The sequence below is a fragment of the Pseudomonas sp. MWU347 genome (assembly GCF_017947305.1).
GTDB lineage: Bacteria > Pseudomonadota > Gammaproteobacteria > Pseudomonadales > Pseudomonadaceae > Aquipseudomonas > Aquipseudomonas putida_A.
The window spans coordinates 202,539-218,148 of record NZ_JAFGZB010000002.1; the positions used below are offsets into that span (position 1 = coordinate 202,539).

The 15,610-nt window shown below is 61.8% G+C and carries 16 protein-coding genes; 9 read left to right on the forward strand and 7 right to left on the reverse strand.

Annotation, left to right across the window (positions count from 1 at the left end):
• Nucleotides 1–2: 2 nt before the first annotated feature.
• Both tsaE and KCG87_RS04535 read right to left on the reverse strand, forming a co-directional pair.
• On the reverse strand, nt 3–473 hold the full coding sequence (gene tsaE, locus KCG87_RS04530) for a tRNA (adenosine(37)-N6)-threonylcarbamoyltransferase complex ATPase subunit type 1 TsaE (protein ID WP_098966932.1): 471 nt from the start codon (nt 471–473) through the stop codon (nt 3–5).
• Nucleotides 461–1,957 (reverse strand): NAD(P)H-hydrate dehydratase, encoded by a 1,497-nt coding sequence (locus tag KCG87_RS04535; RefSeq protein WP_210556701.1) that lies wholly within the window; start codon nt 1,955–1,957, stop codon nt 461–463. The genes tsaE and KCG87_RS04535 overlap by 13 nt, the downstream gene beginning before the upstream one ends.
• A 63-nt stretch (nt 1,958–2,020) precedes the next feature.
• On the opposite strand from KCG87_RS04535, the gene queG reads away from it, so the two are divergent.
• Complete coding sequence (gene queG, locus KCG87_RS04540) at nt 2,021–3,085, forward strand: tRNA epoxyqueuosine(34) reductase QueG (RefSeq protein ID WP_098966929.1); 1,065 nt, start codon at nt 2,021–2,023, stop codon at nt 3,083–3,085.
• A gap of 91 nt (nt 3,086–3,176) precedes the next feature.
• Here queG and KCG87_RS04545 read toward each other — a convergent pair whose 3' ends face one another.
• Both KCG87_RS04545 and orn read right to left on the reverse strand, forming a co-directional pair.
• On the reverse strand, nt 3,177–3,788 hold the full coding sequence (locus KCG87_RS04545) for a trimeric intracellular cation channel family protein (protein ID WP_047290974.1): 612 nt from the start codon (nt 3,786–3,788) through the stop codon (nt 3,177–3,179).
• A gap of 204 nt (nt 3,789–3,992) precedes the next feature.
• The gene (orn, locus tag KCG87_RS04550; RefSeq protein ID WP_003221098.1) at nt 3,993–4,535 is read right to left on the reverse strand and encodes an oligoribonuclease; all 543 of its coding nucleotides are present in this window, start codon (nt 4,533–4,535) and stop codon (nt 3,993–3,995) included.
• Between the two features lie 107 nt (nt 4,536–4,642).
• On the opposite strand from orn, the gene rsgA reads away from it, so the two are divergent.
• The 4 genes from rsgA (at nt 4,643) to KCG87_RS04570 (ending at nt 7,741) form a co-directional block, all read left to right on the forward strand.
• Nucleotides 4,643–5,674, forward strand: a complete 1,032-nt coding sequence (gene rsgA / locus KCG87_RS04555; protein ID WP_095138114.1) for a small ribosomal subunit biogenesis GTPase RsgA — start codon at nt 4,643–4,645, stop codon at nt 5,672–5,674.
• A 212-nt stretch (nt 5,675–5,886) separates the two neighbouring features.
• Nucleotides 5,887–6,294 (forward strand): TIR domain-containing protein, encoded by a 408-nt coding sequence (locus KCG87_RS04560; RefSeq protein ID WP_027611408.1) that lies wholly within the window; start codon nt 5,887–5,889, stop codon nt 6,292–6,294.
• Between the two features lie 2 nt (nt 6,295–6,296).
• Nucleotides 6,297–7,256 (forward strand): caspase family protein, encoded by a 960-nt coding sequence (locus KCG87_RS04565; RefSeq protein WP_098966926.1) that lies wholly within the window; start codon nt 6,297–6,299, stop codon nt 7,254–7,256.
• On the forward strand, nt 7,256–7,741 hold the full coding sequence (locus tag KCG87_RS04570; protein ID WP_134785300.1) for a toll/interleukin-1 receptor domain-containing protein: 486 nt from the start codon (nt 7,256–7,258) through the stop codon (nt 7,739–7,741). The genes KCG87_RS04565 and KCG87_RS04570 overlap by 1 nt, the downstream gene beginning before the upstream one ends.
• A gap of 52 nt (nt 7,742–7,793) precedes the next feature.
• On the opposite strand, the gene motB is transcribed toward KCG87_RS04570, so the two are convergent.
• Together motB and motA are read right to left on the reverse strand one after the other, a co-directional pair.
• On the reverse strand, nt 7,794–8,870 hold the full coding sequence (gene motB, locus KCG87_RS04575; protein ID WP_098966924.1) for a flagellar motor protein MotB: 1,077 nt from the start codon (nt 8,868–8,870) through the stop codon (nt 7,794–7,796).
• Nucleotides 8,871–8,873: 3 nt separating this feature from the next.
• A complete protein-coding gene (gene motA / locus KCG87_RS04580; protein ID WP_007952169.1) occupies nt 8,874–9,725 on the reverse strand; it encodes a flagellar motor stator protein MotA in 852 nt (283 codons plus the stop codon).
• A 166-nt stretch (nt 9,726–9,891) separates the two neighbouring features.
• On the opposite strand from motA, the gene KCG87_RS04585 reads away from it, so the two are divergent.
• Genes KCG87_RS04585 through asd form a run of 3 tightly spaced genes read left to right on the forward strand, consistent with a single transcriptional unit; the run spans nt 9,892 to nt 13,166 of the window.
• Nucleotides 9,892–11,430 (forward strand): HDOD domain-containing protein, encoded by a 1,539-nt coding sequence (locus tag KCG87_RS04585; protein WP_098966923.1) that lies wholly within the window; start codon nt 9,892–9,894, stop codon nt 11,428–11,430.
• Between the two features lie 42 nt (nt 11,431–11,472).
• Nucleotides 11,473–12,306, forward strand: a complete 834-nt coding sequence (gene rhdA, locus KCG87_RS04590) for a rhodanese-like domain-containing protein (RefSeq protein ID WP_210556708.1) — start codon at nt 11,473–11,475, stop codon at nt 12,304–12,306.
• On the forward strand, nt 12,306–13,166 hold the full coding sequence (gene asd / locus KCG87_RS04595) for an archaetidylserine decarboxylase (protein WP_027611402.1): 861 nt from the start codon (nt 12,306–12,308) through the stop codon (nt 13,164–13,166). Before rhdA ends, asd begins: the two co-directional genes overlap by 1 nt.
• Before the next feature lie 60 nt (nt 13,167–13,226).
• On the opposite strand, the gene KCG87_RS04600 is transcribed toward asd, so the two are convergent.
• Nucleotides 13,227–13,628, reverse strand: coding sequence for a hypothetical protein (locus KCG87_RS04600; RefSeq protein WP_027611401.1), 402 nt, complete (start codon nt 13,626–13,628; stop codon nt 13,227–13,229).
• A gap of 220 nt (nt 13,629–13,848) precedes the next feature.
• Here KCG87_RS04600 and KCG87_RS04605 point away from each other — a divergent pair, with 220 nt between their 5' ends.
• A complete protein-coding gene (locus tag KCG87_RS04605) occupies nt 13,849–15,603 on the forward strand; it encodes a molecular chaperone (protein WP_134785297.1) in 1,755 nt (584 codons plus the stop codon).
• Nucleotides 15,604–15,610 lie beyond the last annotated feature (7 nt).

Consider the following 15,610-nt stretch of genomic DNA (forward strand, 5'->3'; position numbering starts at 1 on the left):
ATTTAATTGGATTCCAATGCCAAAGCGGCACACCAGGCCTCGCCACGCGAGCCCTGGGATAAAATTTTCAGCGAACGCCCGCTGTCTTGCGGGCTAATGGTAATGGTCAGGTCAGGCTTTGGCAAAAAGCCTGCACCTTTATCGGGCCACTCGATCAGGCACAGTGCGTCGTCTTCGAAATAGTCGCGGATGCCGAGAAACTCCAGCTCCTCCGGATCGACCAGGCGATACAGGTCGAAGTGGAAGGCACGCACGTCGCCGATCTCGTAGGGTTCGACCAAGGTGAAGGTCGGACTTTTTACCGCGCCGACATGCCCCAACCCACGAATGATGCCCCGCGACAGGGTGGTTTTACCCATGCCCAGATTGCCTTCCAGGAAAATCAGGCCGTGGCCCTGGGTAATGCGGGCGATCCGTGCGCCAAAGTCGCTCATGGCCTGTTCATCGGCCAGGTACAGGGTTACTTCAGACACGGTGCATGCTCCTCCAACAACTGACGAATGACTGGAATCAGATCACTGGCCGCCAGTCCACGGCCGAATTTACCTTGTTGCGCGCCGGCATTGGCGTGCAGCCAGACGGCCAGGCACGCGGCATCGAAGCCATCCATGCCTTGGGCCAACAACGCGCCAGTCAAGCCGGCGAGTACGTCGCCCAGGCCGGCGGTGGCCATGGCCGGATGGCCTTGATGACACAGCGCCAGACGCCCATCGGGGTGGGCGATCAGGCTGCCGGCGCCTTTGAGCACGACGACGGCCGAGTATTTTTTGCTCAACGCCCGCGCGGCGGCCGGACGATCTGCCTGCACCTCGGCAGTGCTGATCCCTAACAGGCGCGCCGCCTCGCCCGGATGCGGGGTGATCACGCATTCCTTGGGCAGACTGACAAATCCGCTCGCCAGCAGATTCAATGCGTCGGCGTCCCAAACCTGTGGCAGCGGCGCATTGGCGGCAGCGGACAACAGTGCCCGCCCCCAACTCGCCTGTCCGAGTCCCGGACCAACCACCACCGAAACCTTTTCCAGCAGCCCCATCAACTGATTGGCCGACGACGTGCCGAGGGCCATGACTTCCGGGATTCGCGTCAGCGCTGCCGGGACATGCTCCGGACGGGTCGCCAGCGACACCATGCCCGCGCCGCTGCGCAAGGCCGTTTCGCTACTGAGCAGAATCGCCCCGCCAAAACCCTGATCGCCACCGATCAGCAGCAAATGCCCGAAGCGCCCTTTGTGTGCAGCGGGCGCACGCGGGGCCAATCGTGGAAGATTAGCCGCCGAGAGACGCAGAGCGCTGACAGGAATGTCACGGTAGATGTCGGCGGCGGCTTGCAGATCGTTAAACACCAACGCCCCGACCTGATCCGCCGCATCCCCGGTGAACAGGCCGAGCTTCAAGCCGATGAAAGTCACGGTAAGGTCAGCGTGAACCGCAATGCCGAGGACATGTCCGGTATCGGCACACAGTCCGGAAGGAATATCCACCGCCACCACCGGCAGGCCACTGGCATTGATCGCCTTGATTGCAGCGGCATACGGTTCACGGACATCGCCGGCCAGCCCAGTGCCGAGCAAGGCATCGACAATCACCCCGCGCAGCTCGCTTTGCGCGGTCCAACCCTGCACGGCGACGCCATCGTTGATGGCCTGCGCATAAGCCTGTGCTGCATCGCCCTGCAAACGTTGCGGATCACCGACGGCCAGCACCCGCACCGCCCACCCGGCCCGGTGCGCCAGCGCGGCGATCAGAAAACCATCACCGGCGTTGTTGCCATGCCCGGCAAGCACAGTCATTTCGCTCGCCGACGGCCATTGCCGCACCAATGCACGCCAGGTCGCGTGCGCGGCGCGCTGCATCAATTCGAAGCCCGGCGTGCCCGCAGCGATCAGCCGCGCATCGAGTGCTCGCACCTGTGCAGCGCCATACAGCGCGTCGGGTAATTCATCTTTCGTGTGCGGCATGCGTCTTCGGGCTCCGATGTCTGGCAGAATTATACGCACCTCAGCTCCGGTTTCTCTCGCCTCATGTCCGCCATCACCACAGATCTGCCCGCCCTCGCCCAATCGATCAAGGATTGGGGCCGCGAGCTGGGCTTCCAGCAAGTCGGCATCAGCGGTCTGGACCTGGCCGAGCATGAGCAGCACCTGGAGCGCTGGCTCGCCGCCGGCTACCACGGCGAAATGGATTACATGGGCGCCCACGGCAGTAAACGCTCGCATCCGGAGCAACTGGTTCCGGGTACGTTACGCGTGGTTTCGCTGCGCATGGACTACCTGCCCGGCGACACGCAAATGGCGCAAATGCTCGCGCAACCGGAGAAAGCCTACGTTTCGCGTTATGCCTTGGGCCGCGATTACCACAAATTGATCCGTAAACGTGTGCAGCAATTGGCTGACAGGATTCAGTCGGAGATCGGCCCGTTCGGTTTTCGCGCCTTCGTCGACAGCGCCCCGGTGCTGGAAAAAGCCATCGCCGAGCAGGCCGGGCTGGGCTGGATCGGCAAAAACACTTTGGTACTGAACCGAAAGGCCGGCAGTTATTTCTTCTTGAGCGAACTGTTTGTCGATCTGCCGCTGCCGGTGGACGAACCGCACAGCAGCGAACATTGCGGGCGCTGCACCGCGTGCCTGGACATCTGCCCGACCAACGCCTTCGTCGGCCCCTATGTGCTGGACGCCCGGCGCTGCATCTCCTACCTGACCATCGAACTGAAAAACGCCATCCCCGAAGACCTGCGCCCGCTGATCGGCAACCGCGTGTTCGGCTGCGACGACTGCCAGATCGTCTGCCCGTGGAACCGCTTCGCCAAGCCATCCGGGGAAAGCGATTTCAAGCCCCGGCACAACCTGGACAACGCCGAACTGGCGGAACTGTTCATGTGGGACGAGGATAAATTTCTCAGCAGCACCGAAGGCTCGCCGCTGCGCCGCGCCGGTTACGAGCGCTGGCTGCGCAATCTGGCGGTCGGCTTGGGCAACGCGCCGTCGAGCATTCCGGTGCTGGAAGCCTTGAAGGCGCGCCGCGACTACCCGTCAGAGCTGGTACGTGAACACGTCGAGTGGGCGCTGAAACAGCACGGTCAATTGTAGGAGCTGCCGCAGGCTGCGATCTTTTGACTTTGATTTTTAAAAGACAAGATCAAAGGATCGCAGCCTGCGGCAGCTCCTACAGAGAAATGTATTAATGCTCGTCGTTGTAGACGAACTTGGGCATTTCCCAGTGGAAACGGATGGCCAGCAACCGCAGCAGAAAGCCGCCGAACAAGGTGATCAGAATCGCCTGTTCGCTCGGCACATTCAGGTACAGGCAGAGCATGTAGCACCACGCGGCGGCGAACGAGACGCTGGCGTACAGTTCGCGGCGGAAGATCAGCGGGATGTCGTTGCAGAAGATGTCGCGCAGGATGCCGCCGAAGACGCCGGTGATCACACCGCTGACCGAGGCCACCAGCATGCCGTGGCCCATTTCCAGAGCGGTCATGCAGCCGATCAGGGTGAACGCCACCAGGCCAACCGCATCGAGCACCAGAAACAGCGAACGCAGGTGGCGCATCCAGCGCGCGGTGAACACGGTGAGCATCGCGGCGGCTGAGGTCAGCACCAGGTATTCCGGGTGTTTGACCCACGTCAGCGGATAATGCCCAAGCAACACATCGCGCACCGAACCGCCGCCCAATGCCGTGACGCAGGCGATCAACACCACCCCGAACCAGTCCATGCCGCGCCGCCCGGCAGACAGCGCGCCGGTCATGGCTTCAGCGGTAATGGCGATCAGATAGAGCATCAGCAACATGGCGGCGGTCCTGGCAGGAAGGCGCGCAGTCTAGCCATTTCAGCGCCGCACCAGAAGGGGGCGCGCTCCGGGATGCATTTCTGACTTGAATCTTACGGGACTCTGACGCCCTCTTCGCGAGCAAGCCCGCTCCCACAGGGGGGACGCATTCCAAATTGTGGGAGCGGGCTTGCTCGCGAAGACGTCAGGGCAGACACCCCTCAATCAGAACTTGATGAAATGCTTGCGGTAGTGCTGCAGCTCGGCGATCGACTCGCGGATGTCGTCCAGCGCCAGGTGAGTGCTGCCCTTCTTGAAGCTGTCGCGCACGTCCGGTGCCCAGCGTGCGGCCAGCTCTTTGAGTGTCGACACGTCGAGGTTGCGGTAGTGAAAGTAGCTTTCCAGTGCCTTCATGTGGGTATAAAGGAAGCGACGATCCTGGCAGATGCTGTTGCCGCAGATCGGCGACTTGCCCTTCGGTACCCATTTCTCGAGGAAAGCGATGGTTTCGGCCTCGGCCTCGGCCATGCTGATACGGCTGTCACGCACGCGCTGGGTCAGGCCCGAGTTGCCGTGGGTGCGGGTGTTCCACTCGTCCATGCGGGCGAGCACTTCGTCACTGTGGTGAATGGCGATCACCGGGCCTTCGGCCAGGGTGTTCAGGTCACTGTCGGTGACGATGGTGGCCATTTCGATGATGACGTCGTTTTCCGGATCCAGACCGGTCATTTCCAGGTCGATCCAGATCAGGTTCTGCGGGTTTTGCATATTCGGGCTCCTAGGCAATGCTGCGCAGTTTAGCCTAGGCCGGTGCCCGGGCGTGCTAAACTCGCGGCCGTTTTACCTAATCGCTGCATTCTTCAGACGGAACACCCATGGCCAAACGCCAACTCAATCGTCGTCAAAACTGGCGCATCGAAAAGATTCAGGGCGAGCGCGCCGCCCGCGCCGCCAAACGCGAGTCCTCGGCGGTCGAAGCCCTCGAGGGCGGCGACCTCGGCCCAGAGCAACACGGCCTGGTGATCGCCCACTTCGGTGTGCAGGTCGAGGTCGAGGCCGTGGACGGTGAACAGGCCGGCCAGGTTTTCCGTTGCCACCTGCGCGCCAACCTGCCGGCGCTGGTAACCGGTGATCGGGTGGTCTGGCGCGCCGGCAACCAGGGCATAGGGGTGATCGTCGCGCAACTGCCGCGCAACACCGAGCTCTGCCGCCCGGACAGCCGTGGCCAGCTCAAGCCGGTCGCCGCCAACGTCGACATGATCGTCATCGTCTTCGCACCGCTGCCCGAGCCGCATGCCAACCTGATCGACCGCTACCTGGTCGCCGCCGAACACGCCGGCATCCGCCCGTTGCTGTTGCTGAACAAGTTCGACCTGATCGACGAGCAGAACGCCCCGGCACTCAACGCCCTGCTGGCGGTGTACCGCACGCTGGGTTATCCGGTGCTGGAAGTCTCGGCGCATCACGGCAATGGCATGGAACAGTTGCAGAAGCAGCTCGACGGGCGCATCAGCGTGTTCGTCGGCCAGTCCGGCGTCGGCAAGTCGTCGCTGGTCAACAGCCTGCTGCCGGAAGTCGAAACCCGCGTCGGCCCGTTGTCGGAGCTGTCCGGTCAGGGCACGCACACCACGACCACCGCACGCCTGTTCCACTTCCCGGGCGGCGGCGAGTTGATCGACTCCCCGGGTATCCGTGAGTTCGGTCTGGGCCACGTCAGCCGCGCCGACGTCGAAGCCGGTTTCATCGAGTTCAACGACCTGCTCGGCACTTGCCGCTTCCGCGACTGCAAGCACGATCGCGAACCGGGTTGCGCACTGCTCAAGGCCCTGGAAGACGGCCGCGTGCAGCAGCAGCGGATGAACAGCTACCGCTCGATCATCGCCAGCCTGCCGGAAAACGGCTACTAAACAGCTGCACCGGCAGCCCCTCGTCCGAGGGCTGCCGGATGTGGGACCGCGCCTGACAAATCCTCGATTCCGTTAAACGTCAGACTCTTCTGACAGACTCGTTCGCACCTGTTTGCAGGACATTTCTCTTTCACCGCCCAGCCCTTGTAGGCTCGCGTCAGATGCCTAGATTGGGGTCCTCCTTCGCACCTTCGCGACCTTCGAGGAACCCCATGCAAACCTATCACCTGTTCATCAGCCATTCGTGGAACTACGCCCACGCTCACGACAATCTGGTACGCCTGCTCGGCGCCAGACCGGATTTCAGTTTCAAGAATTTTTCCGTGCCGCCGCACAACCCGATCATGGGCGCGCAGACCGACAAGCAACTCGAAGAAGCCATCGAGAACAAGATTCGCCCGTGCTCGGCGGTGCTGATCATGGCCGGGATGTATTCGACTTACAGCAAGTGGATCAACAAGGAAATCGAGATCGCCAAGCGCATGGGCAAAGTGATCATCGCGATCAAGCCGTTCGGCGCCGAGCGTATTTCCAGCGTCGTGCGTGAGGCGGCGCACGCCGAGTGCGCGTGGAACACCAACAGCATCATTGGTGCGATCCGTCAGCACACGGCGGTGTAACCATGCGCAAGGGACTGTTTATCGGCATCAACCACTACGACCACGTCTCGCCCTTGAGCGGCTGTAACAACGACGCCATGGCCATGGCGTCGGTGCTGGAGCGTCATGCCAACGGGCGACCGAACTTCAGCAGCAAAGTGCTGACTTCAGCCGAAGAAAAACTCACGCTCAGCCACATGAAACAGCAGATCCAGAGCCTGTTCTCAGGCGATTGTGACGTGGCACTGCTGTACTTCGCCGGCCATGGTCAGTTTGACACCAGCATCGACGAAGGACTCCTGATTCCCCAGGACTATCAGCCTGGCGGAGACGGGATCCGCATCAGCGACATTCTGGAATGGGCGGACAAGGCCCCGCACATCAAGAACAAAATCATCATTCTCGATTGCTGCCAGGCCGGCGCAGCAGGCGCCATGCGCAATCTGCGTGGCGGCAGCAGTGTGATCGGCGAAGGCGTGACCATTCTCACGGCCTGCAAAAAAGAACAGTACGCCCTGGAAAGTCGCGGTCATGGCGTATTCACGGATCTGTTGCTGCAAGCGCTGCACGGTGGCGCTGCCAACGTACTCGGCAAGGTCACCCCCGGTAGCGTTTACTCATTTGTCGACAATGCGCTGGGCGCCTGGGAACAGCGTCCGGTATTCAAGACCAATGTCTCGCAGTTCGTACCGCTGCGCGAGGTCGCGCCGCTGATTGCCGAGGAAACCCTGCGCAAACTCAAGGACTGGTTCCCGGAGCCGAGCTTCGTTTTCAGACTCGATCCCAGCTACGAGCCCACCGAAGCGCTGTTCGACCCCGAGCACGGCGACATTTTCAAGCAACTGCAAATGTGCAATCGCCACAGCCTGATCGAACCGGTCGACGCCGAACACATGTACTACGCCGCCATTCACTCCACTGGCTGCCGCCTCACGGCGCTCGGCGCCTATTACCGTGAACTCGCCCTCAAAGGACACTTCTGATGCCCGTATTCATCAGCTACCGCCACATCGATCGTCCGCAAGCCATGGCGATCAATGCGCAATTGATGCAGGCCAACATCAAGACTTACCTCGACGTACTCGACCCGGAGTCGCAGACCACCGACGACATCACCGGGGTGATCACCCGCAACATCACCGAATGCACGCACCTGCTGGCAGTGGTTTCGGAGAAAACCGCGTTGTCGTGGTGGGTGCCGTTCGAAATCGGCGAAGCGACGATCAGCAACCGCCGGATCTGCTCGTTCCGCACCGGGCCGGCAAAGCTGCCGGAGTATCTGGACAAGTGGCCGAAGCTGAGCACGGCCAGTGATCTGAATTTCTTCATCGATGCCTATCGTGAAGAAGTATCGAGCAAGCGCTCGATGACGCTGGATTCGAGCAACGAATCCTTCAGCGGCACCTATAAGCGCAACGCCGATCTTTTCCATGAACAACTGAAGAACCGGATTCGGCGCGGTTTCTGAGGCCAATCGACAGCCACAAAAAAGCCGACATCACTGTCGGCTTTTTTGTCGCTCACTGCTTCGGCGCAGGGGCCGGTGCAGCGGCTGGCGGAGCTGTTGGCGCTGGCGCCGCAGTCCCCGGCACTGCCGGTTTCGGTGCGGCGTCGTCGAACAGGTTCAAGCGTTCGCGCAACTCGTGCGCCGGCACCGGTTGCTGATCCGCCGGCAGCGCGTTCGGATCGACCGGCGTCGCCGGAGCGGCGCCGTTCTGACCTTCGGCGGCTGGCTTGGCCGCGTCGGCACCTTGCGAACCTTCGATGGCGGCCTGGGCCTTTTTGGTCAGGACCACGATGTCGATGCGGCGGTTGACCGGATTGAACGGGTTTTCCTTGTCGAACAGCGCCGACGAGGCATAACCGACAACCCGCGCCACCTGCGAATCCGGATAGCTCCCGGCCACCAGCGCACGCCGTGCAGCGTTGGCACGGTTGGCCGAGAGCTCCCAGTTGCCGAAATCGCCGGTGCCGATGTACGGCTTGGCGTCGGTGTGGCCGCTGATGCTGATCTTGTTCGGCACCGCTTTGATGGTGTCGGCCATGGCCAGCAGGATGTCTTCGAAGTACGGCTTCAGACGCGCGGAGCCCGAGTCGAACATCGGCCGGTTTTCCGCGTCCATGATCTGAATGCGCAAGCCGTTCGGGGTGATCTCGAACAGGATCTGATCCTTGAACTTCTGCAGCTGCGGGTTCTCGTCGACCTTGTTCTGCAGTTCTTGCAGCAACAGCTCCAGGCGTTCTTTCTCGACCTGCTCGGCCATGCCTTCGACCTGCTCGGTGTCGACCGTGACCTTGTCCGGTTGCGGCTGCGACTTCACCTCAGGGTTGAGGGTGTTTTCCGGCGCCAGGGTCGGCGTGCCGCCCAGATCAATGATGTACGGCGTGCCACTTTCGGAGAAGCCGACCGGGTCCTTGAAGTAACCGGCGATGGCGATCTTTTGCTCAGGCGTTGCGGTGGACAGCAGCCACAACACCAGGAAGAACGCCATCATCGCCGTGGCGAAGTCGGCGAAGGCGATTTTCCACGCCCCGCCGTGGTGCCCACCGGCTATGCGCTTGACGCGCTTGATGATTATCGGCTGATTATTTTCCATGGCTTAGCGACCGCGAACGGCTTGTTCCAGCTCGGCAAAGCTTGGACGGTGCGCCGGGTACAGAACCTTGCGCCCGAACTCCACGGCCAGCGATGGCGGCATGCCGGAAGCCGACGCCACCAGCGAGGCCTTGATGGCTTCGTAGACGTTCAGTTCTTCCTTGGCATCGTGCGCCAGGGAATGCGCCAACGGCCCGAAGAAGCCGTAGGCCGCGAGAATACCGAAGAAGGTACCGACCAGTGCCGCACCCACGTGCAGACCGATGGATTTCTGATCGCCTTCACCCAGCGACGCCATGGTCACCACGATACCCAGTACCGCCGCGACGATACCGAAACCGGGCATGGCGTCGGCGATGCCGTTCACCGCATGGGACGGGTGCTCGAGGTCTTCCTTGAGGCTGTAGAGTTCCATGTCGAACAGGCCTTCCAGCTCATGCGGAGCCATGTTGCCGGAGGACATGATGCGCAGGTAGTCGCAGATGAACGCGGTCATGCGTTCGTCTTTGAGCACGGCCGGGTACTTGGCGAAGATCGGGCTCGCGGCAGCGTCTTCGATGTCGCCTTCGATGGCCATCATGCCTTCGCGGCGGCTCTTGTTGAGGATCTCGTAAATCAGGCCGAGCACTTCCAGATAGAACGTGTGGCTGAAGCGCGAACTGAACATGCTCAGGGATTTCTTGAGCACGTGCATCGTCATGTAACCGGGGTTGGCCTGGAGGAATGCACCGAGGGCCGCACCACCGATGATCATCACCTCGAAGGGCTGGATCAGGGCGGCAATTTTGCCGTGGGAGAGCACGTATCCGCCGAGCACGCTCGCGAATACGACGATGATGCCGATAATTTTAGCCATAGGTAGAAAGTACTTATTTAAGTCGGGTTCAAGGTCATATTCGGAAGTTAAAAAATCTCTTCTTCTACTTATCGGCAAAACTGCGCCAGACTATAGCCAGTTCAGGCGAAAAGCCAATTTAGCCCATGCCGGGCGCGTCTACAGTCAGTGAAGATCTCGTCCAGACATGGCTAATGAAACGAACGTCCCACACGCAAAACCGACCACGCTCGAGGGCTGGGTCAAACTGCTCGATGGCGTGCGCCTGCCCGTGCCGCAAGAGGCGCACGACAAGGTTTGCCGGGCGATCCGCGACAACCGCAGCTCGTTGCGCGATATCGCCGACCTGATGCAGGACAGTCCGGCGCTGGCCTTGAGCATCATCCGTGAGGCAAATCGTCACACCCACGGCACCATGGCCGCTCCGGCGGAAAATCTCGAGGTGGCGATCAACCGTCTGGGCCTGGCGCGTACCGAAGAATTGCTCGCACGTCTGCCCGTCGAACCGCAGATGCAGATCCCCAAGGCCTTGCGCCAACTGCAGATGATCAGCCAGCACGCGACACAACAGGCCAACGGTTTTTTTGCCAGTCGCCTGGCGCGCCTGTGGCAGGACATCCACTGGGGCAGCCTGTTGTTTCTTTCGCCGTTATGGCCGCTGGCGCTGACGTTTCCCGAATTGCTCGAAGAGTGGGAGCTGCGGGTTATCCACAAGGGCGAATCGGCGCGCACGGTCGAGAAGCAACTGTTTGGCGTGCGCCTGCTGAAGATCGCCGAAGCGCTGGTACAAGTCTGGCACCTGCCGATCTGGGTGCAGCAAGGCTATAAACTGCTGCTCAGCGAACAGCGCGAACTGGTGAAAGTCCTGCGCATCGCCCGCGACAGCGAGCATCCGCTGCGCCAGCAGAATCGCCTCGACGACGATCCGACCCTGCGCCGCTGGCTCAATCAACCGGCCAACACCGTGTTGCTGGCCAACGGCCTGGCGCTGTCGGCGCAACAGGCCTGGGACAGTCCGCACAGCGAGCGCTGGCAGTACCTGACCAGCCTTTATCTGCAAATCTCGATGGACGAAGTGCAGCAGCAGTTGCACCAGCAAGCCGCCAACAGTGCGCGCCAGCATGCCATGCCCGATCTGTGGCACCCGGCCGTTTCATTATTATGGCCATGGGGCACCCATCGCTTGCCGGCCGGGATGCTGCCGGCGGCGGCGCCGAATGCCGAGGATCTGACTCAATGGCGCCGGCAATGCGCCGAACTGCTGGCCGAGCCAAGTCGCTTCACCAATGCCATGAGCCTGACCGTCGCCGCCCGTGATGCGCTGGTCGCCAGCGGCATGCGCCGGGTGATGATTCTGATGGCCGACCGCACGCAATCGAATCTGCGGGTGAACCAGACCTTCGGTTTGCCGAAGGAAGCCGCCGCGCTGAATTTTGTCGTCAGTCAGAGCAAAGTCTTGCAGCGCCTGCTCGCACAACAGGCACAGGTGCGGATCAACCCCGAGAACAACGCACAATTTTCCGCATTGTTGCCGCCGGGCCTGCGTGCGCTGTTCCGTGGCGAGCATCTGTTCCTGCGTTCGCTGGTCAATAACGGCCGGGTGATCATGATCGTCGTCGCCGACCAGGGCGGTGGGCCGTTCGCCGACATCAGCGTGCAGGCTTTCGGCAAAACCGCGCAGTGCATCGAAAAGGCCCTGCACAGCTTTAGCAGCCGTGGCCGATGAGGCTGCGCTACAATCCCCCCCTTTGTGCTCTGGAGACCTCACATGTCTGACTTCTCTGGCTTGCCGCTCGTCATCGAACCGAGCGACCTGCTCCCTCGGCTGGATGCCAGCGAACTGATTCTGGTGGACCTGACCAGTGCCGCCCGCTATACCGAGGGCCATCTGCCCGGCGCACGTTTTGTCGACCCCAAGCGCTCCCAGCTCGGCCAGCCGCCGGCGCCGGGGCTGCTGCCGGCCAAAGCGGATCTGGAAGCGTTGTTCGGTGAGTTGGGCCATCGTCCAGACGCGGTCTACGTGGCCTATGACGACGAGGGCGGTGGCTGGGCCGGGCGTTTCATCTGGCTGCTCGACGTGATCGGTCACGACAAATACCACTACCTCGACGGCGGTCTGCCGGCGTGGCTGGAAGCGGGCATGCCGATGTCGATCCAGGTTCCGCCTGCGGTGGGTGGGCCGGTGGCGCTGACCCTGCATGACGAGCCGACGGCAACCCGCGAATACCTGCAAAGCCGTCTCGGCGCCGCCGATCTGGCGATCTGGGACGCACGCGGGCCGCTGGAATATTCCGGTGAGAAAGTGCTGGCCGCCAAGGGTGGACACATCCCCGGCGCGGTGAACTTCGAGTGGACCGCCGGCATGGACAAGGCGCGTCAGCTGCGGATTCGCACGGACATGCCGCAGATCCTCGAAGACCTCGGGATCACCAAGGACAAAGAAATCATTACCCACTGCCAGACCCATCACCGGTCGGGCTTCACTTATCTGGTGGCCAAGTCCCTCGGTTATCCGCGGGTCAAGGGCTACGCCGGTTCCTGGGGCGAATGGGGCAACCACCCTGATACGCCTGTCGAGATTCAAGGTTCTAAGGACAACTAATGAAAGAGCGTCTGTTTATCCTCAGCCAGTACCTGCTGCCTCATCACCTGCTGTCGCGCCTGGCCGGCTGCGTCGCCGAGTGCCGCGTGCGCTGGTTCAAGAATGCCTTCACCCAGTGGTTCGCCAAGCGTTATCAGGTGGACATGTCGCAAGCACTGGTCGAAGACCTGACCGCCTACGAGCACTTCAACGCCTTCTTCACCCGAGCCCTGAAAGACGGCGCGCGGCCACTGGACCAGACTCCGGGCGCGATCCTCAGCCCGGCCGACGGTGCGGTCAGCCAGCTCGGCCCGATCGAACACGGTCGGGTGTTCCAGGCCAAGGGCCACAGCTTCAGCGTGCTGGAACTGCTGGGCGGTGACACGGCGAATGCCGCGCCGTTCATGGGCGGCGACTTCGCCACCATTTACCTGTCGCCGAAGGATTATCACCGCGTGCACATGCCGCTGGCCGGCACCCTGCGCGAGATGGTCTACATCCCGGGCCGGATCTTCTCGGTCAACCAGACCACTGCGGAAAACGTTCCGGAGCTGTTCGCCCGCAACGAGCGTGTAGCATGCATTTTCGACACCGAACGCGGGCCGATGGCCGTGGTGCTGGTCGGCGCGATGATCGTCGCTTCGATCGAAACCGTGTGGGCCGGTCTGGTCACCCCACCGAAGCGCGAACTGAAAACCTTCCGCTACGACGAAGCCGCCCGTGCGCCGATTCATCTGGAAAAAGGTGCGGAACTGGGGCGCTTCAAACTGGGTTCGACGGCGATCGTGCTGTTTGGCCCGGATCAAGTGAAATGGGCTGAAGAACTAGTGGCGGGTTCGCCAGTGCAAATGGGCCAGGCCCTGGCCCTGCCGACGGCCTGAGCCGGCTGATCCGCCCTTTCACACGTCTGTGAAGGGGCGGACACGACCTGGGAGGCGCCGTTACTCTATCTGCCCACGGAAGCCGATCGGCCCTTCGTTGGCGTAGGTATTGGTGCCACTGAGGTTTTTCCCTCCATCGCTGGAAGTGACGCTCAACGCGACAACGTTCTGATTGTCCCGGCCACCGATCACCCACTTGCCGCCCGGATGCCATGGGGCATCATTGCCACCCCACTGGTTCTCGACGTTGTATTGATTTTGACCGGTGCGCTGCGCCTTGAAGCCAATCGGGCCTTCGCCGGCGTAAGTCATGGTGCCGGTGAAGCTTTTGCCGCCATCGCCCGACTTGATCTCGATGGCGACGACTTGCTGGTTGTCCCGCCCGCCCAGCACCCAGGTTCCACCCGGATGCCACGGTGCCGAACTACCGCCCCATTGATTTGCCACTGCATATTTAGACATGAACCTCATCTCCTTGAAGTTTCGGGAGACCTGCCCGAGGTTGACGGCAGGCCGTGCAACCGTGCGTTTCCGATCGCACGTCTGAGAGACTAGTAGGGCTTGTTGAATGGCATCCGGCCAGCAGACCAGCGGTCAAAAAGCCTGATGCCATCCGGCGAAACAGACCACAGCTGCTAGAGTTCTTGGTGTTGCCAATTTCGCCGCTGGAGCCAGTCACGGCATGAGTGAGTCACGCCCCCAACCCTCCCTGCGCGCCTCGATCCCGACGCAAACGCGCCTGTCGTTCTGCGAAGCCACCCCGCGCGACCTCAAGCGCTGGATCGCCGGCCTGCCCAAGGCCAACATCGGCGAAACCGCCCGCCAGTTGTATCAAGGCCTGGGCGAACTCAACCAATTGCTCACCCCCAGTGACAATCGCCTGCAACTCCTCGAACTGCTGCGCCCTGAGGTTTACTTCGTCTGCCAGCATCTGGAGCGGCATTTCCTGCATCAGGCGATCATGCTCGATGACCGTTCGCGCAAGATCAGCAACCTGTGTCAGGCGCTGCAAAGTCATCTGGCTATCGGCTACAAGCAGATCGTTCTGCGCATTGTCCCCAAGTACCACAAGGATCGTGCGGCGCTGGTCAGTCAGGCCCTGCAACGGGCCGCGCATGCGCTCAAGGGGCAACTGCTGCGGGCGACGCAGCTGTACAGCCCGCCGCCGGAACATCTGTGGTTCGAGCTGCATCAGTTGTATCGCTGCGCTTGCGCCTTGCAGTTGCAACAGCGTCGGGTGCATGACGATCTGGCGAGCCTGAGCAGCGAACTGAGCCTGGAACAGACCTACATTGCCGCCCTGCTGCTGGGCAGCGCCCGTTGCAATCAATTGCGCCAGAACCAGATCGCCCGGCTGGCCGAAGTGCTGGAGCCGTGGAGTGCCCTGCTCAAGCTGCATCCCGGCAGCCCGCAGGATGGACTGTTCGCCATCAGCGCTGAACTGGACGCTGGCCCGCGCTACCGCAGCATGTTTCGCAAAGAACAACAGGGCGCATTGCTGGGCTTCGATCCGCAACCGCTGGTGAACATGATCGAAGCGCATTTACTGCAGCAGGAGACGTCGACGCCGCTACCGGTCCCGGCAGGACTGAGCCTCGATACCCTGCAACATTTGCACGCCAGTTGGGGCCAGGCCGCCGAGCGCAGTTTTCAGCGCACCGCCGGTCAAGGCAGCCTGACCGTGTGCGTCGGCATGAGCGCCCTGCACTTTTACCTGGGCGGCGAACGCAGCTTCAGCGAACTGCTGAAACATCCCGGTGCTCGCGCGGCCAACTTCAGTCGCGTCGTGGTCCAGGGCGAAAAGGACAGCTGGAGCCAGGCCTTCGACGCCGCACCGCAGGGCGAGACTGAAGAGTTGCTGCCGTACGAAGAAATCCAGTACGACCATCTGGGCGAAGACGAGAGCAACACCGACAGCCCTCCACACTATCCGACCTACAGTTTGCCGGTGATCAACCACAGTCCCGGCGGCTATTGTCTGGCGTGGCCGAGCGAAGTACCCGCCGAATTGCAGGCCGGGGAAATGCTCGGAATTCAGGACAGTGCGAATCAGGGCTGGAGCATTGCGGTGGTGCGCTGGATTCGTCAGGTGCGCGGCAGCGGGCCGCAAATGGGCATAGAACTGGTGGCGCCACACGCCGAACCTTGCGGTTTGCAACTGGTGCGCTCGCGAGATGATCACAGTCAGTATTTGCGCGGTCTGCTGCTACCGGAGATCAGCGCCATCGACTTGCCCGCGACCTTGCTCGCCCCGCGCCTGCCGTTTCAGGAAGGCAATAAAGTGCTGATCAACACCCACGGCGAAGAACACCGCGCCGGGCTGGATCGACGGGTGGCGAGTACGCACAGTTTCAATCAGTTTGCCTATCGCTCGCTGGAGGCCGCGCAGAATGGCGGGGGCGAGGAGGATTTCGATTCGTTGTGGAAGTCGCTTTAGATCGGGT